Genomic DNA, 20,879 nt, shown 5'->3' on the forward strand with positions numbered 1-20,879 from the left:
CCTACATTGTCAGCTTTCTCATCGGCTTTGTTTTCACCCAATTGGGTGAACTGAACGCATGAGGTGATGCAGATTTCGGGACGAACGAAACCTATATATACTTAACTATGAATGCGCGGCTCGGGATGTAGGGTGGAAAGCAACTCACTTTCGACGGCGGCCAGTTCGTTCAAACGGGCGCTGACGCGATCGCGATCGAAGTAAGTCGTCGCCAGAATCCAATAGGTGCCGTAATGGCGCGCTTCCGACGCCATCAAACTTCGATAGAATTTCGCCAGTTCCGGATCGGGACAGTGGCTGGCGAGTAAGCCCAAACGCTCGTGACTGCGCGCTTCGATCGCCCCGGCGACCAGGAGGGAGTCTAAGAGGCGATCGGGTTCTTGCGGGCGAATTTGGGCTTTGAGTCCGGCGGCGTAAGGGGGTGACGAAAGGGGCCCGAGGGCGATTCCCCGACGTTCGAGGTGCTGGTTGACGAGTTCAAAATGTTCTAATTCTTCGCGGGCTATGCTCGTGAGGGCGCGCACTAACTCGCTATTGGACGGATAGCGAAACATCAAATTTAACGCCACTCCGGCGGCTTTACGTTCGCAGTGGGAATGATCGAGCAAGATCGTGTCGAGATGGGCGATCGCTTGCTCGATCCAAGCGGGAGAGGTGGGGGTTCGCAGAAATTCGATCGTCGGTAGGGGGGGACGGTTCATCGGTGAGCAGTTGGTTTCAGGAATAGCGATCGCTGTTTGATTTTACGCGAAAGTGACGGGCGATCGCTCCCTACTCTTCTCCCCCTAGTCAGGATCGTGCCGTTCAAGTCACACTAGAGACACCCGGTTAATGGGGTCGGGGTGCGTCAAGCTTGTTGTTTCTGTTGAGTTGACGGATTTATGTTTCTCGACCGTTCTGTGAAACGCTCCCGACTGTCTTTTCGGCGCGATCGCACCCGTTCCTCGTGGGGATTGGCCCTCTTGCTCGCCGCAAGCACTACGGCGTTGGCGATCGACATGTTACGGGATTGGCCCGTGGGAGAATTGGCGACGATCCCCTCGCCGTCCATCTCCTCAGAAGACCCCTCGTTGGCGGCGGACGGCGATCGCCCCTCCGTAGAATCGACCCCGGACTCTTCCGGTCAACCGCCCGCGCCTCAAGCGTCTCCCCTCCCTCGAAATGGGGCGATCGCCACCCTCGTCAATGCCAAAATTGCCAACTACGGGCGCGACGTTCCCGACCTCCCCGCCACCGTGTCGGCGCAACAAATCGAATTTCCCGACCTCGCCTATCCGCGATCGCAACAGCGTCAGGACGAACAATTACTGATTTTAAGCGTTCTCGTCACTGCCAACGGCAATCCCCAGCTCATTGCCCTTTACCCGGAGTACCTCAGCCCGTCCTACGACGACCTCGCCCACCAAGTTTTGGAAACTTGGGAGTTTCAGCCCGCCGAGATGGGCGATCGACCCGTGGCGAGCTTGCTCGATCTCTATCTCAAACTCGATCCACTTTGAGCTGGGGTATTGCGCCCTGCACAACTTATGTTAATATGAGTTTCACGTGACTGGCGCGGGCATAGTTTAGTGGTAAAACCATAGCCTTCCAAGCTATTGATGCGGGTTCGATTCCCGCTGCCCGCTTTTGAGATTAACTGGCTTCCCTATTTTCCGATCGCGCCGCGATCGCCAGTACCAAGCATAACGCCGAAATCGCCTTTTGCCATTCTTGACGGACGCGATCTTCTTCTACAGCGTCAAAGGTTCCCACCAAGCGAGGAATCGACGCTTCTAACGCCGGAAGGGGAACCGGACGGTGTAACTCGACCAAACGCTGCAAACTTTCTTGGTTATTGAGAAATCCGATCGTCCATTTAATCGTATGATCCGGACTGTCGGGCACTCGTTTGAGTTTTAACTCGTTCTTCAACCACGCATAAAACGGCGGCAATTGTTTCGCTAACGTCTGTCCGGCAGTCGGTAGGGTTTCTTTGAGTAATTCTACATCTAAACTGCTCAATAAAGTTTGCGATTCCGGTAAGGCTAAAAACTCGTCGAGGGAAAGGGTCAGCCAATGCTCTAATTGAGTTTCGGAAACATCGAGGCGATCGTGGAAAGTTTGTAACATTTTGTTGCCTGAGTGTTGGTAGATATTGCGATTATCCGCGAAAACGATCGCCCTGACTATGAGCTAGCTCAGCTTTTCATAAAATTAGCGAAAAAATTGGCACGTTTCCCAATCGGTTTTGCTCTTCTCTTCACTGAGTAGGCGCGAAAAATAGGCGCGCCCCTACTTCCCTCAGATTGCCATTATTTCCAGGCGAAGTTTAGGGTTGCGGATGACGAATATACACCCAGGTTCCCCCTTCAGGAACCGTCCTGTAATCTTCAAAAACCATCACTTGAGGCACAAAATTTCCCCCTTCTAAAGCCCAAGTTCCGCCCAGTTTAACCCGCGCCAATCCGTCGGAAAATGATTCTACCTCCGTGAAAAGGGGAGGAATCACAAAATTACCTTCGCGATCGATGAAACCTGCTTTTTGTCCGACTTGAACGGCTGCCAATCCTTCTGAAAAGGGGCGGGCAACAGTAATATTAGCCGGAAAAATTCTAACATCAGGATTGTTCTCGGGAGGAGCGCCGACAGGGGCATAAAATTGAGGAGAAATCACCATTTCACCTCGATTGTTAATAAATCCCCATTTTTCATCAATTTTAACGGGGGCTAATCCTTCAGAAAAACTCCCTGCCATTTGATAGTTTGGGGCGATCGCCACTTCACCTTGACGATCGATAAACCCCCAAGCATTCTCTAAAAAAACGGGGAGTAACCCTTCCGAAAAAGAGCCAGTCGTCCAGCGCGAAAATTGCGGCTCGATAACCACTTCACCCTCGCGATTAATATAGCCCACCTGATTTCCTGTTTCAATCTTTGCCATCCCATCGACCAACGGATAAATCGTCCCTGAAAAATCAATTGTAGTCACGATCGTCCCCTTGGGATCGATGAACTGCCAACCCGTTTCTGTTAACACAGGTGCCAACCCTTCTGAAAAGGATTGTGCCATTTGATATTGAGGTTCGATCGCCATTTCTCCGTTAGGATTAATGTAGCCATAGCGTCCATCGATCTTGACGACAGCCAAGCCCTCTGAAAACCGTCGAGCTTCATGTAATTGAGGTTGAATCACCCAATTTCCTTCACGATCGATATAACCCCAAAGTTCCTCATTTTCGGCAGGAATAGCATTGCCCTCGAAGTCGGTTTCGCGCGATCGCAACACTTCTTCGTTCGGAATAGATACCGCAGCTAACCCTTCATCAAATAAGTCGGCGCTGACAAATTGATGGGGAATAACGCGATCGCCATTGCGATTCAGATAACCGTATTTTCCTTCCCAATAGTAAGGACTCAATCCTTCCCTAAACTCTCGAAAACCACCGCGACTAGGAGGAAAAGCTAATCGCCATTGACCGCGAACAACATAACGATCTTCAAGGGTTTCGTCATATCCTAAAACTCGGCATAATAAAGCAGCAATTTCCCCCCGGGTTGCATTGTCATTCGGTCGCAATTGTTTGACGTTAGGATAGTTCACCACTAATCCACCTAAAGTGGCTGCTGCAACTCCAATTTTTCCATAGTCTGGAATGCGATCGCTATCTTCAAAAGACTGTTGTAAAAATTCATTCGGATTGTCAGGAGAAATTAAACTCAGAGCATTCGCAACAACGAGGGTTGCTTGAACCCGAGGAATAGGCTGCTGCGGTCGAAATGTTCCATCAGGATATCCTGTAAAAAATTGACGGGCGCTTGCTCCTTGAATTGCTGAATATCCCCAGTAATTACGATCGACATCGGTAAATGTTGCGGGGACACGCTTGCGACTAAAATAAGGAAATATGTTCAGCATTAAAACCGCAAATTCAGTGCGAGTCACTGTATTATTGGGTCGAAAAGTGCCATCGGGATAACCACTGACGAACCCCCCTTCAGACAGGCGCGAAATACATTGGCTATTCCAGCGATCGCCCGTATCGGAAAAACTCCACGCGCTTTGAGTGGAACCGACCCATACTAACAGTCCCACTAAGGTTAAATGGACATATCTAGACCATTCTTTTCCCATGTATTGCACCTAAATCGCACCCTCGAATTTGTTCGCTAAGATTTATAATGTAGCTGAATAATCGTTAAATCCGTTTGGGCGATCGGTATATTTTAAGATTCGACGTCTTGCATGATTCGGGGGATCTCCCCCCAACCCCCCTTAAAAAAAGGGGGGGCTTTTGGGATGTTTGCAAAAGTTGATTCTAAGACGAGCAATATTACTCAATCTCTGTTTTGCAGGGTTATTTTGTTTCCGAAAGAGTCAGTAGAAAAGCTAAATTGTCTTGCGCTTTTAGTGCATGAGGAGCGTGAGCAGTCATAAAGACAAATACCCCCGGTTCGAGTTGAATATCTTCGCCTTCCAAGGTTAAAATTCCGCGACCTTCGAGGACGACAATCGACGCATTACGGCTGGAGGTATGTTCGGAAATATCCGTTTCCGCAGCCAGACAAAATAAAGTGTACTGACAGTTGTCATCTTTGAGTAACACTTTACTGAGTACGCCATCTTGTGGATATTCGATTAACTCAGTAAATTTACTGTTAAAACAACGGTTTGATGGGGCGATCGCATTCATAATAGAACCTCTATGTTTGATGATTTCACAACTCTCAAAATCAAAAGCAACAAAGCTTATTCAGATCGTATCACTTGCAAAACAATATAACCTAAGTCATCGTGGTGTTCCAGAAAAGTTCTCCGCATCTGAAATACTCTGTTTCGTAATTGTGAATTGGCTAAAATATTACGAGCGATGCGAATAGTCCGCCCCAATCCTTCATCGCGGATGAGTTGTGGCAAAGTCAGCATTTCTAACGCCCCAGTATCAAGATTTTTGATTTGCAATCCTACGGTTTCCCATAGACTCCGCCAACGTTTTTGAGAAAGGGGTTGGGAACTGACGCGAATCACTTGAGCGAGGGTTTTATGTAGCTGTTTTTCATCCCCGCGAGCGAGCATTTCGTGGGAAAGGAGTTGACCGCCGGGTTTGAGTTTCGCTTGTAATAAGCGTGCCATTTTCTCTTTTCCCGGTTGCGACTGCATGGTTAAAATCGCTTCGGCAAAAATGCAGTCAAACTGACGATCGATCGCGTCGAGTTTAAAAATATCGCCCTCGACGATCTCAATGCGATCGCTCAATCCCGCCGCTTCGATATTGGCGCGCGCTTTGGCGACACTATCGGGATTTTTTTCAATTCCAACGACCCGAACTCCAAACTGACGGGCGATCGCGATCGCACTTTCGCCAAAGCTGGCGGCTAACTCTAAAACCGTCTGTTCCGGCTGCAAATTTGCCCAATTCAATAACTGTTCGGTAGCGCTTCGTCCTCCCGGTCGTAATGTGGTTTTGCCCGCCGCCGCTAATACTTGGTGACCGGGTGCGGTTTGATAATTTAATGTTGTCGTACTCATCTGATTGGTCGCCTTTCCTACACCTGCGATCGTGACAAATTTTTTAAAAACTGTCTGTGAGGTAGCTCAAGGTTGGGGGAAAAGGGAGCATAAAAATAACCCGCCTCGGCGGGTTGAGAAGCAAGATCTAGCCATGCTCAATCTTGTTATAAAATTCAGGGGTTGTAGGGACAAGGCAATGCGGTGTCCCTAAAGGGATTTAGCGAGTTTACAAGGTCGTCGAAATTAGGACGATTTAGGGTACTGACGCTTGAAAAAGATTAACAAGCCGATCGCCGCGATCGCCCCTAAATATTGATGGGGTTCGGGAACCGGAGACGCCATCAAATCCGGCGGTTTCGATAAAGTTTCCTGTCCGTCTTCCACCTCGCGATCGAAGCGATCGTCTTTCGCTTCGGCGCGTTTGAGGGCGTCCCGTTGGGCGTCGTTGACCAGGACGATCGCCGACGAGTACGGCGAGACAATTTCGTACTGTTTGGCGATCGCGTGGACCGCATCGAGATTGGTCAAATCCTTCGGATCGAGATTCTCCGTCATCGCCAGAATCACTTGACGGGCGGCGATCGCCTCAAATCCGTCATTTTTTGGCGAATTGGCAGGATTGGCGGCATTTTCGAGGGGGCTAACCCGCCAAATATACCCGTCAAAGGCCCCGATCGCGTCGTCCCCGAGTTGCGCTTGAGTGCCCAGACGCCGCAACACCGATTCGACATCTGTCGCCACCCCACCGCGACTTTGTTGCAAACTCTGCACCGTCCCATCGTCGTAAGCACGGGGGAGACCGCCTAAGTGAACCATCCACAACGGCGCCGACAATTTCGGCAGCTCTTTGGTCTCTTCTGCTAACTCGTAACTCCCCTCGTCGGTGACCAGCAAGATCCCGTCATAGGGGGTATCGGCGCGCAGTTGGGCAAATTGCTGCAACATTTGCTGGAACGAAATCGATCCGTAGAATTGGATCCCGTCGAGATCGAAGCGACTCAGATCGTCGAGACGCTGGGGTTGCACTCCGGGGGCCCCAGTCAGATATAAGTCGGCGTCGTTATTGGCAAATTGGTTATCGGCGAATCCATTTTGTTTTAACCAGGCGAAGGTTTCCGCGATCGCCTCGGCGCGATCGCCCATACTGTAGGAGCGATCGAGAATCACGGCAAAACGCCGATTTTGCGGCAATTGCTCGTCTTTATCGCTCAACGGTTGCGCCGTCACGCGATATCCGGCGATCGCCGAACCTTGATGGGTCGTCGCTGGTGCGGAATTCCTGGCTGCGACAAAAGCAGGGAACCAATCTTCGACGGAGGCTTTGACGGTTTCGCCGTTGTAAACCCGTTGCGTCTTGTCAGTCCAGAAAATATTACGTTTCTCGCCGAGATCGGGCATGGGCCAGCCGCGATCGTCGTGCATCACCTTATACGTCAACCATAAGTGCAGTTGCGGCTGTTCTTTTCCCTGGCGCTTTTCTTCAGAACTGAGCTTTCTAGGGATCGGATAGGCGCGTAAACGATAGTGGCGCGGTCCGACTTGTTCGAGTAACGCCGGATCGACCTGTCGCTGCACTTGCTCGTTATACACTTGCTGCGCGGCCCCTCGCGGGGAAATTTGGAAGCGGAAGCGATCGCCGAGATCGTCCGTATTTCCCAGCCACAAGCCCGTAATTACGGCACTTTCCGGCAAGGAGAAGGAATAAAAAACTTCCTCATCCAAGTTCGTTTGATTCGCATAGACTTCGTGCACTTCGACCTCGGCCCAGTCCCCGCGTTCGGTCACGTTAACGTCTTGTTGCGCCAGCCAAACTCGTTCCTCATTGACGTTGAGAACTCCCGCTTTGGCTTGGTCTTGGCTGTAGGTCGATCTCACCGCATCGAGGATCGGCGATCGTTCTCCTTGTTGGATCGAGGTATCGAAAAACTCGGCATACCATTGCGCCGCTTTCTCGTCGTCCGATCGCGATCCGCGATACAAAAACGGTGCCATCACTTGATTGTAAGCCTGTTGTACCCACCCGGAGGCCGCGTCGTTCCAGCCCAACAAATGGTGGTACATCAGCGCGATGTGGTTGTTTTCCTCGGTGGTACTTAAATAGCGGTAAGAGGCGAGGTAGGCGTTGGTCAGTCCGGCGCGCAGTTGGTCCCGGTTGTCGAGGAGTTCTTGGCGATCGCGATCGCTGGTTGGCGGCGTCTTCAACTGCTCGAATGCCTGAATTTGCGGCTGTTGTTGCGCGGCGAAAAAGATTAATAATCCCGCCGTCACGACGGCGCCAGCGCCGACCGATGCCCAGTTGCGCCCGTATTGCGCCCCAAATTGGCGCCAGACGCGATAACTGGAATAGATGTAAAAACTGGCAAATGCTGACGGCATCGCAATAAACAAGGTACAGCTAAAGCCGAACAGCAGAAACATCAACGGCAACCACCAGAAAACATCGGCGGAGGCGTAGCGTAACATGTCGCCGAGAATCCGCAGCCATTCCAAGCTGACCAAGCCTTTGACAAACCAAAGGGTGAGGGGAACGGCGTAAAAGAGTAAGAGGATTCCGACATAAGTGCCGACCATTCCGGCGATCGTGTGAAAGCCGAGATGCAGCCCGTTGAGACGGCGATCGCCTTCGGTATAACGCCACTTTAATTCTGCCGCAAAGGTGGCGATCGCCACGGCAATCGTGGCGAGGACTAAACTACTTGCCGGGGTCAGTTGTCGGATTAAAAATAAACGCGTGAATCCCAGCAGCAATAACGGCGCTTCTACTCCATAAAAGAAGCGCATTAACTGGAGGGGTTGTTTTCGTAAATATTTGAATCCAATAACGCAAGAAATCGGCACAATGGCGATAATTCCCAATAAAGTGAGAGAAAAACCGAGGGGAATCCACCCGTCAACTGTCGCTTCGATTAAGGGAATGCCAATCGGCGGCAAAATCCCCAAGTAGACGACGGCGAGAAACGTTAGGTTCCACGCCCAAAAGGTAAAGTGAAAGAATCTATTGAGCCAATTTTTCATCGCTGCAATTCCTACTCGAACGGTTGGCGCGATCGCAAAGCTGAGGAATAATGCGGGTTCTTTTCTATTGAAGCCTCGCAGCGCAAAACGTCAAGGGTTACCTACAGGGCTTTATCGTTTTTTTACGCGAATCTCTCCAATTCTTTAAGGGGCGATCGCGTTTCCCTTCCCTCGGTCTACGTCTTTTTACCTATTCGATCTTCCTTGTAAGGATAGATACGCCATTGCCGTATCGTTCCTAGGAAACTAGAGATCGAATTTATAATAAATATCCCCTTCTGGGGTGACTTCAAAATTGGCGTTAAATTCTTTTGCCCGTTCGTCTAAAAAAGCTTTCGCTTCTCGTCCGGGAAGTTTCGCCGCCATTGCCAATTGCATGATGCTAATTCTGCCCTGGTTGGCTTGCAAAACTTGATAAAACTGTTCCTGAATTTGTCGGCGATCGCCCTCTATTTGCTTGAATTGATTTTGTTTCCCTTCCCGATAAAGGCTGACACCTAAAATACTGCCTAAAACTGTCATCGGTAAGCCAAAAATCACGATCGTGGCTTTCAGTTCTTCGCGATCGCCCGGTGGGGTATGTTCGTTATCTAATTTGCGATCGGCAATGACGAGAATGGACAAACCGAAGGTTAGCAGTAAGGCGGCGGCAGATGTTTTAAAAAGTTTCACGATTGGAACATAAATTGTTTTTACATTTTCGCTGTTTTAGGGTACATTTCGATCCCCCTAAATCCCCCTTAAAAAGGGGGACTTTCACTGCCCTCTATCTAAAATTCCTTTATAACGGAAAACGATAATAAATCGAACCGTCTTCCCTAACTTCAAAACTGGCATCAAATTCTCGGGCTTTTTCATCTAAGAATAACTTGGCTTCTTCCCCGGTAATTTCAGCTTCCATTGCAAAACCTAAAACACCGATGCGACCGTCATATTCTCTGACGATCCGATAAAATAAATGTTGTAGCCGATCGCGCTCTTGTTGTGCGGCGATGCGATCGTGTTTGCGTCCGTCGCGATACAATCCCCACAGCATGGACGTTCCGGCGATCGTGGCGGGTAAGGTAAAGATGGCTAAGGCGGCGATCGCCCCTTCTTTATCTTCGTGGGTCGCGTCTTGGCTGACAATATCGGCGATCGCCAAGGCGGACAAGGGAACCCCCAACGCTAATAAAAACCCAGCGACAACTTTTTTAATGGCTTTCATCGTTGCAAACCTCTCAGATGCGATTGAGAAGGCTAGAATTGCCGGATCTCCCATCCGAACGAAGGGTGCACCGATCTCTCGGGGGCGATCGCCAAGCTTGCCGAAATTCTATCCTATTTTGGGTTGGGGTGACAGCGATCGCGGGAGTGGCGATCGCGCGGATTAAAAAATTTTCCGCAAAATTTCCCTTAAAAAAACACGATCGCCCGTTTCCAGGCGATCGCGATCGGGATCCTTTTTTGGGGTTAGATGAGACCGGACAAAACCGTTAAAAAATTCACTGGTCAATCTTTGTAACTGCCTAATGGCAAGGGTTCTAATCTTCGTGATCGTCAAAGGGATCGTCGAGGGCTTTGGCGGGAGGACCGAAGGAGGTATAAATCGCGATGCCCGTGATCGCGAGCAAAATCGCGACAATTGAAATGCTAAGAACTGTTGCGGGTTCCATATTCTCTTAAACGAATGGCGCTTATCCTTATAGAATATTACAAAACATTAAATTTTGCCGTCTGCATTCACATAGAGGTAAAGAATGGCACAACAGACTAAGTTAGGAAACCTGCTGCGTCCTTTAAACGCGGAATATGGTAAAGTTGCCCCCGGTTGGGGGACGACTCCCGTGATGGGCCTGTTCATGGCCTTATTTGCCCTGTTCTTGATCATCATTCTCGATATTTACAACTCTTCACTGCTGCTCAATGGCGTGAATGTGGATTGGACAACCCTCGGTCGTTAGTCCGATTGGCGATCGCGATCGCTAAACTCAGGTGGAGTGGCGATCGCGATCGCCACTCCACCTGATTCAAATTCCCGGCTCGACCGGGATTTTTTTATACTGGTCTTGAGCGAGCAATATTACACTTGAGGGAAAATCCGTGAATATCTTTGGATTGGGATTACCGGAAATCGTCGTTATTTTAGTGGTTGCCTTACTAATTTTCGGGCCGAAAAAACTGCCAGAAATCGGACGCAGCATGGGAAAGGCGCTGCGAGGATTCCAAGAAGCCTCCAAAGAATTTGAAAATGAATTAAAGCAAGAAGTCCAACAACTCGACGCCTCAAAATCTCCCAAAGTTGCGGACGCGGAAGCAACGCAGAAGGTCGAAAAAGCCGAGGAGAAACAAGCCGAAGTCTCCTAAGCAGTCTCTTACAGCATTTTCCTCTGCCATGCAAGACACTTAGATCCCCCTAAATCCCCCTCGCCAGGTAGGGGTTGGGTTACCAAACCCCTACTTTCCTCGTTGCCCCCGAAATCCCCCCAACCATCCCCCCAACCCCCCTTTGAAAGGGGGGCGAAGGGGGGATAGGGGGCGAAGGGGGGATAGACCGATCGGCGCTGTACCCGATCGGATCGCCCGAGTGCTGTAAGCAAACCCTGTGGGGCGGGCATCTTGTCCGCCTCTTGCCCGCCTCTAGAAACCCCCGAGTACGGGCATTTTCTCTCCGATCTCTTATCTGGTCCCTTTCCCTAAACCAAATCCAAAGACATCAACTCTTCGGCCATCTCGAAATTCGCCGTCACACTCTGGACGTCGTCCAAATCTTCCAAGGCATCCATCAACTTCAACAGCGATCGCGCCTGGTCCGGATCGGTCACTTCGACCTGATTGTTGGGAATCCAGCGTAACTGGGCTTCGACGATCGCGTAACCTTTCTCTTTCAAGGTTCGGTTGAGAGTTTCGAGGTTCGTCACCTCCGTCAAGACCTCGGCCCCGGGTCGATCTTCGTCAATTTCGAGTAACTCGTAAGTTTCGGCGCCCCCTTCGACCGAGGCTTCTAATAATTCATCTTCGTCGAGTTCCCCTTCGAGAGTGACCACGCCTTTTTGTTCGAACATCCAACTGACGCAACCCGTCTCGCCGAGGTTGCCGCCATTTTTACTAAAAGCGGCCCGTAAATCCGCAGCCGTTCGGTTGCGGTTGTCCGTGAGGGCTTCGACTAAGACCGCCACGCCACCGGGGCCGTAGCCTTCGTAGCGGATCGCTTCGTAAGCGTCGCTACCGGAATCCCAAGTCCCGGCGCCTTTGGCGATCGCCCGTTCGATATTGTCGTTGGGAATTCCTGCAGCTTTGGCTTTGTCTACTGCCGTCCGCAACTGAAAATTCGCTTCCGGGTCTGGAAGACCGCTACGGGCTGCGACGATGATCTCTCTGGAGATTTTCGTAAAAATTTTGCCTTTGACCGCATCAACTCTGGCTTTTTGGCGTTTGATGTTTGCCCACTTACTATGTCCGGCCATAACGTTTTTTGGGAAATGTTTTAACGATACGATTTGTCAAGATCGGGATAAACTGCGCGCCGTGTCAGGCGATCGCCGGTCCGCTTCTCGCGATCGCCGTGCAACTGCGATCGGATCTAATCGAGTTGGGCCGCGCAAATCGCCGCCCCGATCAAACCGACTTGCGGGTTGAGGACGACATGAATCGGAACTTTTTGCAACAGGGGACTCATCCGTCCTTTGTCGTGAAAGGCATTGAGAAAGCGATCGTCTTTTTCGATTAAGGGCAGGATTTTAGCGGCGATCCCTCCGGCGAGGTACAACCCGCCATAAGGGAGGAGTTTGAGGGCGAGGTTACCTGCTTCGGCGCCGTAGGCATCGACGAAGATTTGTAGGCTTTGCTGACACAGGGGATGACTTCCGTCTAGGGCTGCTTTGGAGATTTCTGCCGCCGGGAGGTCGCGATCGCCGATCGCCGTTCCGGTCGCACTGGCGGCGCGATCGCACAGGAACTGATAAATCGAGACGATCCCCTGACCGGAGACGACTCGTTCCACGGACACCCGAGGGAGGTGGTGGCGATCGCGCAAATATTGCTGTAACTCGAATTCTACGGGCGATCGCGGCGAAAAATCGGCGTGACCCCCTTCGGAGGCGTAAACGCGATCGCCCTCGTGATGGCGGATGAGAAAACCTTCCCCGAGTCCGGTTCCGGCGCCGATGGTGGCGATCGGGGCGTCTTCTAACGCTTCCCCAGCTTGCAAGGTGTGCAGGTCGTCCTCACTCAAGCCCAAAATCCCGTAACCGACGGCGGCGAAATCGTTAATCAGGGTAATCGAGGGGATCCCTAAATCCGCTTCCAAGCGTTCGACGCTTAAGGTCCATCCCAAATTGGTCAGTTTCGATTCGGTTCCGATTACGGGTCCGGCGATCGCGAAACAAGCTTTTGTCGGTTCGAGTTCGCGTCCTAATTCAGTTCGCGCCCCATCGAGAAATTGGCGCACCATCGGCACTAAATCGGGAAAATCGGCACTGGAATAGAGCGCTTCGTAAAGCTTGTCCGGTTTCCAGGTCTTGGGCGGGCGATCGGCAGTCGTTTCTACCAGCCGCAACAAGGTTTTCGTTCCGCCAATATCTCCAACTAATAGTAAGGTCATCTCTGCTCGTAAATTTTATCTTGGGCGATCGCCTGACGTGCTAGTTTTCCACCGCGATCGATCTTAGTTATAGCGGATGACGGTTTCCCGTTCGCTTAAATGGGAGCGATCGCCCCATAATTCTACTTCCCAAGTGCGTTCCCGCTTAACCAGTTTGTACAAACAGCATAAAGCCGCTTCTAACTCTTTTTCTGCCGCCTTCGGCTGCAATCCCACGACGCTACCGATCGCCGACGCCCCATGACCGACTAACAAAATATCTTCCCCGAATTCTGCCGCCAGTTGTTTCGCCGTTTTCCCACTGCGATCGATACAAGCATCGTCTACCTCGGGATAACTCGGCACCACTCGCGAGGTGTAGTCTCGATTAATTCGTGGGTATTTTTCTGCCAACGTTTCTAACGGTAACGTTTCCGGCATTGAGGGCATCCATTCGGGATTGAGCCACTCGCACAAGCCCCATTCTAAATGAATCGATAAATCCAACGATTCCGCCACCGCGTTCGCCGTTTGCACCGTTCGCAAAAATGGCGAAGCAAATATTTTTTTAATCCCTTCATTTTGCAAGCGCAACCCGAGTTCTCGGGCTTGCATCAAGCCATCGTCGGACAAGGGCGGATCGTAGGGGCGATCGGCTGTATTGAACCATTCCGGATTAACAAAATCGAGACGGTTCGCGTGTCTGGCAATCCAAACCGTTTGAGACATGAATAACTCCTTACATACAACGGCGATCGTGCTAGATTGACGAGTTTTTTTGGGGATATTTTTCAACTCTTGCCGTTCCTTAGCACAGGTTCAAACTTTACTATAAAGTGTTTTTCTCCCTCTCCGTTCAATGAATGTATTCTGGGTTACATAAAAAATTTAAATTTCAGATTATGTCATTTTATCCGATACATCATCATTCGATGAAATTTTTTGATTGAGATTTTTTGATTGAAATCTTTAATGAAAGATACCCGGTTATCCTTCATCAAATATCCCCTAAATATTTACCCCATCAAAACATCTAAAACCTCCGTAGGGATACGGCATTGCCGTATCCTCTATATTCCTATATTGCTTTTGTCAATGGCCGATCTTCATCTTATTTCAAAGATAGGCAAACCATTGACTAAGTTCGAGCCTCAAGCAATTCTGGGGCTAAAACTTGATTGAGTTTGCCACTGCGATATCCTTCCAAATCCAAAGTGACATAAACAAAGCCAAATTCTTGAAACGCCGAGACTAAATCGGGTAACTCCGTGGCTAATACGAATTCCTTAATTTGTTCCGGCAATAATTCAATTTTGGCGGTGTCTCCTTCCGATCGCACCCGCAAATTTTTCCACCCCAACTCGCGCAAATACCGTTCGGCGCGTCCGACACGCTGCAACTTCGCAACGGTAATTTCTTCGCCGTAGGGGAAGCGCGAACTCAAACAGGGTTGGGCGGGTTTGTCCCACCAGGGTAAAGCGAGGTGGCGGGCGATTTGGCGGACTTCCGCCTTGCTAATTCCCACTTCCGCCAAAGGCGATCGCGCCCCGCGTTCTTTCGCCGCCTGGATTCCGGGACGGTAATCGTGCAAGTCATCCGCATTTACCCCATCGACTACATAGGGATAACCTCTAGAAAGGGCAAGGGGTTTGAGGGTGTCGTGAAGTTCGCTTTTGCAGAAATAACACCGATTGACCGGATTGGAGGTGTAGTTGGGATTCGCCATTTCGTGGGTCTGGACCTCTTCATGAGGGATCCCGATCGCCGCCGCTTGAACCCGCGCATCTTCGAGGTCTTCCGGAAGTAGGGACGGAGACACCGCCGTCACCGCCAAAGCGCGATCGCCGAGGACATCCCACGCGACTTTCGCGACTAAAGTGCTGTCAATCCCTCCAGAATAGGCAATTAAGGCGCGATCCATTTCGGAAAACAAGGCTTGCAGTCGTTCGAGTTTGGCGTCAATTGTCATGGTTGAATCAGTTAGAAAATGAGATAATCTTTCCAAGAATTGCCAATTTTTCGATCGGCTATTGAATATTGTAACGATTTTGCAAAGGCGATCGCTCAAAACTCGCGGCGGGCAAAAATTAAGTTGGCGATCGCCAAAAGCAAAACAATGTAAATCAAGGCATATCCCGCATTGAGCAGTAACGTCATCAGATCCGGCAAAACGCCGTACACTGCATCATTTTTTAAATCCAATCGGGATAAATTGGGGATAATGAAATAAATTCCTTTCGTAATCGCTTCTAGGGACGGACTTTGACTCAATTCTCCGGCTTTGAGAATATCCGCACTCAAATGTCCGATGACATAAATCCCAAAAGTTAGTAAAGTTGCCAGTAACGAACTGGTCAATACCCCAAAAAGGATCGCCACTGCGGTTAGCAAAGACAATTCTAGAAAAAGATAAAGCATCGCCACTAACAAACTCCCGAAGGGGAAGCGAATATCGTTGATAGCTAACAGGATGAAATAAAATAGGGTAGTCGAACTAATTAAGACCGCCAAAACCCCAGAAAGCCCCAAATGCTTGCCGACAATTAATTCGGCGCGACCGATCGGTTTTGACAGCAAAACCAAAACTGTTCGCCGTTCGATCTCTTTATTAATTAATCCCGTTCCTACAAAAGCAGTGACGATCAGTCCGAGAATGCCGATCGCCGCAATCCCGATATCGACGATCATTTTATTATGGGTTTGGGCTGCTAATTCTGGCAACAGGCGAATTATCCCGGCGAGAAATAAAACAAATAAGCCAATTAAGTACAAAACGCGGTCGCGAATAACCTCAGAAAATACATTGTTGGCGATCGCAAAAATTCTTGCAAAATTCACAAGATCCTCCTCCTCATGATCTGACAATATGATGACTTGTTTTCGATGCGGATCTCGACTAAATTTTGACCCCAGTGATTAGGTATCGATCGGTTCGGAGGTCGATCGCGGTGGCGGCGAATCTTCCGTTTCTGGGGTCGGTGGATTCTCCATGGGCGCGCGATCGCCTTCCATATTTAACCGCGAGGGAGGCGATTCGTAAAATAAATCGATTGTCGGTTCGCATTCGATATTACCGCGCGATCGCCCTAAATCGGGTAACGGACTGTCTGGCGATCGGGGTTGCACGAAATTTTGAGAAATTTCGCACAACTTCTCAAAATAAAATTGTTCTTTTTCCATCCTCGGTCCTTCCCAAATGGCTAGCAATTGCAATCGATAACCCGCATTGGTTTGAACGCTATTTGCTTTAAAAGACCATAAAGAATTTTCCGGGAGTTGAACCATTCTCCCTTTAACGGGTTCGTCGAGATCTAGTCTACCCGGACGGATTTCTAAATTTTGCATGAATTGGGGTACATTTTCCCAGGGTTTCCCTTGAATATTACTTTTTAAAAACCCTTCCATTGTCTCGATCGCGTATTCCCCCCGGTCTCGTCGGCGATCGACCCATCGAAAATCAAAAACAAAGGAACTGCGATCGAGATTTTCACTACTTAAAGTCGGATAATCGGAAGACCAATCACTTAAAACAAAATAAAATTGAATCCAGCAACTTATCAAGACGTGAACCAAAAAAATAATCGTTGCGGACAGGCGCAGTTCCGGCGGCGGAAAGGTAGGATAAAAAGTTCGTCTAAAAAAAATGCGAATCAGACTCAAAAATCCGGCTAAAATCGGCAAACTAATAAAAGGTAGGGATTTAAAAGAATAATTAATATGGGTGAAAATCAAAACATCAATGGGAATAGCGATCGCCCACCAACCGATTTTTAAACCAAATAATTTTAAAGGTTTTTCCAGTTGCCACCAGATCGCCCCTAAAATCAGAAAAAACCAACCGCAAAATTTAATAAAATTATGAACGAATGAGGTCGGAGAAGGAACGAGGGTAGCGACATATGCCATTGCGGCTGAAAATAAACTTAAAAGAATCAAGGTCTGCCAAGAAAAAGGTTGTGGGGGTTTTAATTCCTTGGCTAAATAGTCGATCACTGTACCCAGGAAATTCACGTTATCTTCCCAACGGGGTTAAGTCTTTGAGTAATAAAATGAGTAAGATCGAAGTATGACTGTAGGAATGACCTCTTAAAATAGCGAGGGCTTGACGGCGTTCGGTAATATAACTTTCGGTTTTACGTTTGTGAAATTTTTCTTCTGTTTCTCGTTGTTCGTCTACGGTCAGTGCTTCATTAATATGGCGCATTCGATTGATGAGTTTTGCGCCTAAAACTTTAACAAAAAAGGTCGAAAAGAAGGCGAAAAAAACAATTGCCAAGATCGGGGTTAAGTCTTCGACAAAATAACGATTGAAGAACACGAACTCGATCAATCTCAATCGGAGGTTTTCTGGTAAAAGCGCTTCGGTATAAAAAAACATCAACCATCCAAAAATAGTAGCAAACAAGTTAATGCAGCCTGCATATTCTATGCTGTCTTTTCGACTTAAATTTAAGCGATAGTGAAATACGGAAGATTCGATGGCGATCGCCAGCATAACAAAGAAGCTTTGAAATAAAATCGTAGGAAACGGAAGGGTATCGGTCACGATCGCGATGTTCTCCTCGTTTAGCTGAGTTTTTGCCGAGCTTACCTTTTGAGTCTACTTTAGTTTTATAATGGATTTCAAGCGAATCAAAATTGAATCGACTGTCCGCTTGTAAGGACAGTAAAAATGTTCGCAGATTGTGCTACGATTCGTAAGTTTGCTAGGAAAGGTTAACTCGGCTCAACCTTCTCCAAGATTGGATTCGACGAGAAATGACGGGGAGTTTATGACAAGGACTGGGATCGGGATTCGCACGGCAGCAGCCCGCAGCGAGCGCATTATCGGTCAAATACACGTTTATGACGGTGCGGGGAAAGGTAAGTCTCAAGCTGCCCTCGGGGTCGTCTTGCGCTCGATCGGATTGGGGATCAATACCCCCCAGCAAAGCCGGGTGCTGCTGTTGCGCTTTCTCAAAGGCCCCGAACGCGACTATGAGGAAGATGCGGCGATCGAAGCCCTACAACGAGGGTTTCCCCACCTGATCGACCAGGTTCGCACGGGTCGGGCGGAGTTTTTCAGTGCGGAGGAAATTACTCGCTTCGATCGCCTCGAAGCCCAGCGCGGTTGGGATGTGGCGAAAGGGGCGATCGCCTCGGGTTTATATTCCGTGGTCGTTTTGGACGAACTCAATCCGGTGTTGGATCTCGGCTTGTTGGCGGTGGACGACGTGGTTAAAACGTTGCTCAACAAGCCCGAACACCTCGAAATTATTGCGACCGGGCGATCGGCGCCGCCCCAATTGCTCGAAATTGCCGACTTGCACTCGGAAATGAAGGCCCACTTACATGCGATGGCGTCGGAACGGGGGATTACTGGAATCGAGATCTATACCGGATCGGGAAAAGGTAAGTCCACTAGCGCCCTGGGAAAAGCGCTACAGGCGATCGGAAAAGGGATCGGTCAAGATCGATCGCACCGGGTCTTGATCGTGCAGTGGCTTAAAGGCGGTAGCGGTTATACGGAAGATGCTGCGATCTCTGCGTTGCAGCAAAGTTATCCGAATTTGGTGGATCACCAGCGCTGCGGCGCCGATGCGATCGTCTGGCGCAACCAGCAAAAGGAAATCGATTACGTCGAAGCGGAACGGGGTTGGGAAATTGCCCGGGCGGCGATCGCCTCGGGACTGTACAAAACGATTATTCTCGACGAACTCAATCCCACGGTGGATTTGGAATTGCTTCCCGTCGAACCGATTGTCGAAGCGTTGCTACGCAAGCCCAAAGATACGGAAGTGATTATTACCGGGCGCTGTCAAAATATTCCGCCTTACTTCGACCTCGCCTCGGTCCATTCGGAAGTGTACTGCCACAAGCATTACGCCAATCAAGGGGTGGAACTCAAGCGCGGCGTGGATTTTTAAACCCTAAAACTGGACGGTCAAGGGGTCAACGCAAGGGAGGGCGATCGCCCTCTCTTTTTGTGGGTTTTCTGTTGCCCGACTTGCCTATTTCCTCCCTCGATTTCCCTCCGGATCGGCGATCGCCCCGGCTGTAGAGATCTCCTCGGTGCGCTTCGACGGGCGATCGCTCAATCCATAAACTGACGCATTTGTCAAGCGTATTTGTCACAAAAAACCGACCTCATTCTCACCCTCATTCTTTTATTGGTGCTCCATCGTGGAAAGTGTCGCTCCGAGTTCAATTAAGGTCATGACAGACAATCGATATTCGGCTTCCCGTTGTCGCTACTGTCAACATTACCAAATCGAAGGACGGCGTGGGGGGTCTTGTCATAAACTGGGCGTCCCCGTTCGTGGCGATTGGAAAACCTGTTCCTTAGCGCTGCCAATTTTCGGTACCCACTGGCGAACCGTTGAAGAATTGGAAAAACTTTGGTTAAAAGAACCCGTTCAATTGTAAGAGACTGTTTATAAAGAAAATAAGAAAAAAAATCTAGTAGGGGTTTGGTCAGCCAACCCCTACCCTACTGTTCTAGAGGGTTTTACAACCCAATTCCTACTGGGTTCTCCGGTATTTAAACATCCGTTTAAAGACGATTTGAATTGAACAAAAGGCGATCGCCTCCCGTTTATTTAACCCCGGGCGATCGCCTGTGTATTTTATTTTATAACCTTTCCTTAACTAAACTTTCCAACCTTTGCGCCGCCGCCGACCAAGAAAACTGTAACGCCCGATTGCGTGCCTTTTGCGCCCGTTCAAATCGTTGGGAATCTTCGACGATCGCCCGTAATTGTTGCCGTAAAGAACTTATTTTAGATTCGGCCCAGTGGGGGGCATTTCTTAACGCCAAATTTTGGGTATCCAAACAATGACCCACCGGAACCAAATCGTATTCAATCGGATAGCAATTGTTGCGATCTGCATATTCCGTGGGACCGCCATAAAGTGGTAAAGCGACGGGCAATCCAGCCGCAAACGCATCTAAAATTTTAATAGCGAATCCTTCGCCCCGAAAAGGAGCAACAAATCCATCGACGGAGTAATAGAGTTGAGCGAGTTCGGCTTTATTTAGAAATCGTTTAATATAGCGAATTCGAGGCATTCCCGTTCCGAAGCGATCGCGCGCCATCTGAATGTAGCGATCGAGCAAACAATGTTGAGATTGACCTTCTTTAAGCACTAGCTCGATCTGAGTGTCGCCGTAAAACTCCTCGCAATAAGCGGTTAACAGTAAGTCCGTTCCGAACCGATATAAATCGGCGGAGGAGGTGCAATGCAAAATTCGTTTAACCCCGCTATTCTCCGACGGTTTGGCGACGAAAGGAAGTTCGGAAAGGAGGGGATTAAAGGCTAAAGGTAAAACAAAGATTCGCTCGGGATTGCATCCGGCTTGAATGAGAACGTCACGACAAAATTGACTGATGGCGAGTTTGTTATAGGGATTACCGATAGATTCTTGCAGCCAGAGATCGAACGGTTCGCGATCGCGGGTGAAGTGATAGTTAATGGCAAATAGTTCAAAATTGAGTTCGCCGTCGAGCTGTAAGGCGGCAGTGGCGGGCCAATAATGAGACCATTTAATTTGACAGCGCCGATAGGGTTCGGGTTTCATTAATTGGGCGATCGTGGCATAATTCGATTCATCTTCTGCCACAAACGCCGCGCTAATTTCCGATCTTTGTAAAGATACGGGGATGCCCAGACCTGTTAAATGTTTGGCCAGGGATAAAGTAATATCGGAGAAGGAGTTAAAGGCGGTAAAATCAGCTTTAAAATGAAACATAACAATCAAAGATCGAAGGCTTAGATCGAGAGAGTTTATCTTAATTTTTAATGAGTTTAGAAACTAGACTCTCGTCAACTCCCGAT

At 49.3% G+C, this 20,879-nt stretch carries 23 protein-coding genes and 1 tRNA gene; 7 read left to right on the forward strand and 17 right to left on the reverse strand.

Annotation, left to right across the window (positions count from 1 at the left end):
- Positions 1-101: 101 nt before the first annotated feature.
- Complete coding sequence (locus HCG48_RS19670; protein ID WP_168570682.1) at positions 102-701, reverse strand: MiaE family protein; 600 nt, start codon at positions 699-701, stop codon at positions 102-104.
- Positions 702-899: 198 nt separating this feature from the next.
- Between HCG48_RS19670 and HCG48_RS19675 the strand changes: the two genes are divergently transcribed.
- Positions 900-1,499, forward strand: coding sequence for a hypothetical protein (locus HCG48_RS19675; protein ID WP_168570683.1), 600 nt, complete (start codon positions 900-902; stop codon positions 1,497-1,499).
- A gap of 55 nt (positions 1,500-1,554) precedes the next feature.
- Positions 1,555-1,625: transfer RNA gene (locus HCG48_RS19680), tRNA-Gly, on the forward strand.
- 7 nt (positions 1,626-1,632) lie between these two features.
- On the opposite strand, the gene HCG48_RS19685 is transcribed toward HCG48_RS19680, so the two are convergent.
- The 7 genes from HCG48_RS19685 to HCG48_RS19715 form a co-directional block, all read right to left on the reverse strand.
- The gene (locus HCG48_RS19685) at positions 1,633-2,109 is read right to left on the reverse strand and encodes a hypothetical protein (protein WP_168570684.1); all 477 of its coding nucleotides are present in this window, start codon (positions 2,107-2,109) and stop codon (positions 1,633-1,635) included.
- Positions 2,110-2,308: 199 nt separating this feature from the next.
- Positions 2,309-4,111, reverse strand: coding sequence for a WG repeat-containing protein (locus HCG48_RS19690; protein WP_246260164.1), 1,803 nt, complete (start codon positions 4,109-4,111; stop codon positions 2,309-2,311).
- A 223-nt stretch (positions 4,112-4,334) separates the two neighbouring features.
- On the reverse strand, positions 4,335-4,670 hold the full coding sequence (locus tag HCG48_RS19695; protein ID WP_168570686.1) for a cupin domain-containing protein: 336 nt from the start codon (positions 4,668-4,670) through the stop codon (positions 4,335-4,337).
- Positions 4,671-4,726: 56 nt separating this feature from the next.
- Entirely contained in the window at positions 4,727-5,506 is a 780-nt protein-coding gene (locus HCG48_RS19700) for an SAM-dependent methyltransferase (protein ID WP_168570687.1), read from the reverse strand.
- A 225-nt stretch (positions 5,507-5,731) separates the two neighbouring features.
- Positions 5,732-8,503 (reverse strand): TIGR02921 family PEP-CTERM protein, encoded by a 2,772-nt coding sequence (locus tag HCG48_RS19705; RefSeq protein ID WP_168570688.1) that lies wholly within the window; start codon positions 8,501-8,503, stop codon positions 5,732-5,734.
- Positions 8,504-8,749: 246 nt separating this feature from the next.
- Complete coding sequence (locus HCG48_RS19710; RefSeq protein ID WP_168570689.1) at positions 8,750-9,175, reverse strand: hypothetical protein; 426 nt, start codon at positions 9,173-9,175, stop codon at positions 8,750-8,752.
- Between the two features lie 109 nt (positions 9,176-9,284).
- Entirely contained in the window at positions 9,285-9,710 is a 426-nt protein-coding gene (locus HCG48_RS19715) for a hypothetical protein (RefSeq protein WP_168570690.1), read from the reverse strand.
- A gap of 65 nt (positions 9,711-9,775) precedes the next feature.
- Here HCG48_RS19715 and HCG48_RS19720 point away from each other — a divergent pair, with 65 nt between their 5' ends.
- Complete coding sequence (locus tag HCG48_RS19720) at positions 9,776-9,982, forward strand: hypothetical protein (RefSeq protein WP_168570691.1); 207 nt, start codon at positions 9,776-9,778, stop codon at positions 9,980-9,982.
- A 44-nt stretch (positions 9,983-10,026) separates the two neighbouring features.
- Here HCG48_RS19720 and psbN read toward each other — a convergent pair whose 3' ends face one another.
- Positions 10,027-10,158 (reverse strand): photosystem II reaction center protein PsbN, encoded by a 132-nt coding sequence (gene psbN / locus HCG48_RS19725; RefSeq protein WP_168570692.1) that lies wholly within the window; start codon positions 10,156-10,158, stop codon positions 10,027-10,029.
- An 84-nt stretch (positions 10,159-10,242) separates the two neighbouring features.
- On the opposite strand from psbN, the gene psbH reads away from it, so the two are divergent.
- Both psbH and HCG48_RS19735 read left to right on the forward strand, forming a co-directional pair.
- Entirely contained in the window at positions 10,243-10,446 is a 204-nt protein-coding gene (gene psbH, locus HCG48_RS19730) for a photosystem II reaction center phosphoprotein PsbH (RefSeq protein WP_168570693.1), read from the forward strand.
- 139 nt (positions 10,447-10,585) lie between these two features.
- Positions 10,586-10,849: a TatA/E family twin arginine-targeting protein translocase gene (locus tag HCG48_RS19735; protein ID WP_168570694.1), complete on the forward strand. Its 264-nt coding sequence runs from the start codon at positions 10,586-10,588 to the stop codon at positions 10,847-10,849.
- Positions 10,850-11,178: 329 nt separating this feature from the next.
- On the opposite strand, the gene HCG48_RS19740 is transcribed toward HCG48_RS19735, so the two are convergent.
- The 7 genes from HCG48_RS19740 to fraC form a co-directional block, all read right to left on the reverse strand.
- Positions 11,179-11,949, reverse strand: coding sequence for a YebC/PmpR family DNA-binding transcriptional regulator (locus HCG48_RS19740; protein ID WP_168570695.1), 771 nt, complete (start codon positions 11,947-11,949; stop codon positions 11,179-11,181).
- A 116-nt stretch (positions 11,950-12,065) separates the two neighbouring features.
- Positions 12,066-13,085 (reverse strand): glucokinase, encoded by a 1,020-nt coding sequence (locus HCG48_RS19745; RefSeq protein ID WP_168570696.1) that lies wholly within the window; start codon positions 13,083-13,085, stop codon positions 12,066-12,068.
- A gap of 63 nt (positions 13,086-13,148) precedes the next feature.
- On the reverse strand, positions 13,149-13,793 hold the full coding sequence (locus HCG48_RS19750; protein WP_168570697.1) for a histidine phosphatase family protein: 645 nt from the start codon (positions 13,791-13,793) through the stop codon (positions 13,149-13,151).
- Positions 13,794-14,202: 409 nt separating this feature from the next.
- A complete protein-coding gene (gene larE / locus HCG48_RS19755) occupies positions 14,203-15,033 on the reverse strand; it encodes an ATP-dependent sacrificial sulfur transferase LarE (RefSeq protein ID WP_168570698.1) in 831 nt (276 codons plus the stop codon).
- A 95-nt stretch (positions 15,034-15,128) separates the two neighbouring features.
- A complete protein-coding gene (locus HCG48_RS19760; RefSeq protein ID WP_168570699.1) occupies positions 15,129-15,902 on the reverse strand; it encodes an ABC transporter permease in 774 nt (257 codons plus the stop codon).
- 78 nt (positions 15,903-15,980) lie between these two features.
- Positions 15,981-17,075 (reverse strand): DUF5357 family protein, encoded by a 1,095-nt coding sequence (locus HCG48_RS19765; RefSeq protein ID WP_168570700.1) that lies wholly within the window; start codon positions 17,073-17,075, stop codon positions 15,981-15,983.
- A 1-nt stretch (position 17,076) separates the two neighbouring features.
- Positions 17,077-17,610 carry a filament integrity protein FraC gene (gene fraC, locus HCG48_RS19770; RefSeq protein ID WP_168570701.1) on the reverse strand — a complete coding sequence of 178 codons (534 nt, stop codon included), beginning with the start codon at positions 17,608-17,610 and terminating at the stop codon, positions 17,077-17,079.
- A gap of 226 nt (positions 17,611-17,836) precedes the next feature.
- On the opposite strand from fraC, the gene HCG48_RS19775 reads away from it, so the two are divergent.
- Together HCG48_RS19775 and HCG48_RS19780 are read left to right on the forward strand one after the other, a co-directional pair.
- The gene (locus HCG48_RS19775; protein WP_168570702.1) at positions 17,837-18,970 is read left to right on the forward strand and encodes a cob(I)yrinic acid a,c-diamide adenosyltransferase; all 1,134 of its coding nucleotides are present in this window, start codon (positions 17,837-17,839) and stop codon (positions 18,968-18,970) included.
- A gap of 289 nt (positions 18,971-19,259) precedes the next feature.
- On the forward strand, positions 19,260-19,469 hold the full coding sequence (locus tag HCG48_RS19780; RefSeq protein WP_168567323.1) for a hypothetical protein: 210 nt from the start codon (positions 19,260-19,262) through the stop codon (positions 19,467-19,469).
- A 205-nt stretch (positions 19,470-19,674) separates the two neighbouring features.
- Here HCG48_RS19780 and HCG48_RS19785 read toward each other — a convergent pair whose 3' ends face one another.
- Positions 19,675-20,793, reverse strand: coding sequence for a glycosyltransferase family 4 protein (locus HCG48_RS19785; RefSeq protein WP_168570703.1), 1,119 nt, complete (start codon positions 20,791-20,793; stop codon positions 19,675-19,677).
- Between the last annotated feature and the right edge of the window lie 86 nt (positions 20,794-20,879).

The sequence above is a fragment of the Oxynema aestuarii AP17 genome (assembly GCF_012295525.1).
GTDB lineage: Bacteria > Cyanobacteriota > Cyanobacteriia > Cyanobacteriales > Laspinemataceae > Oxynema > Oxynema aestuarii.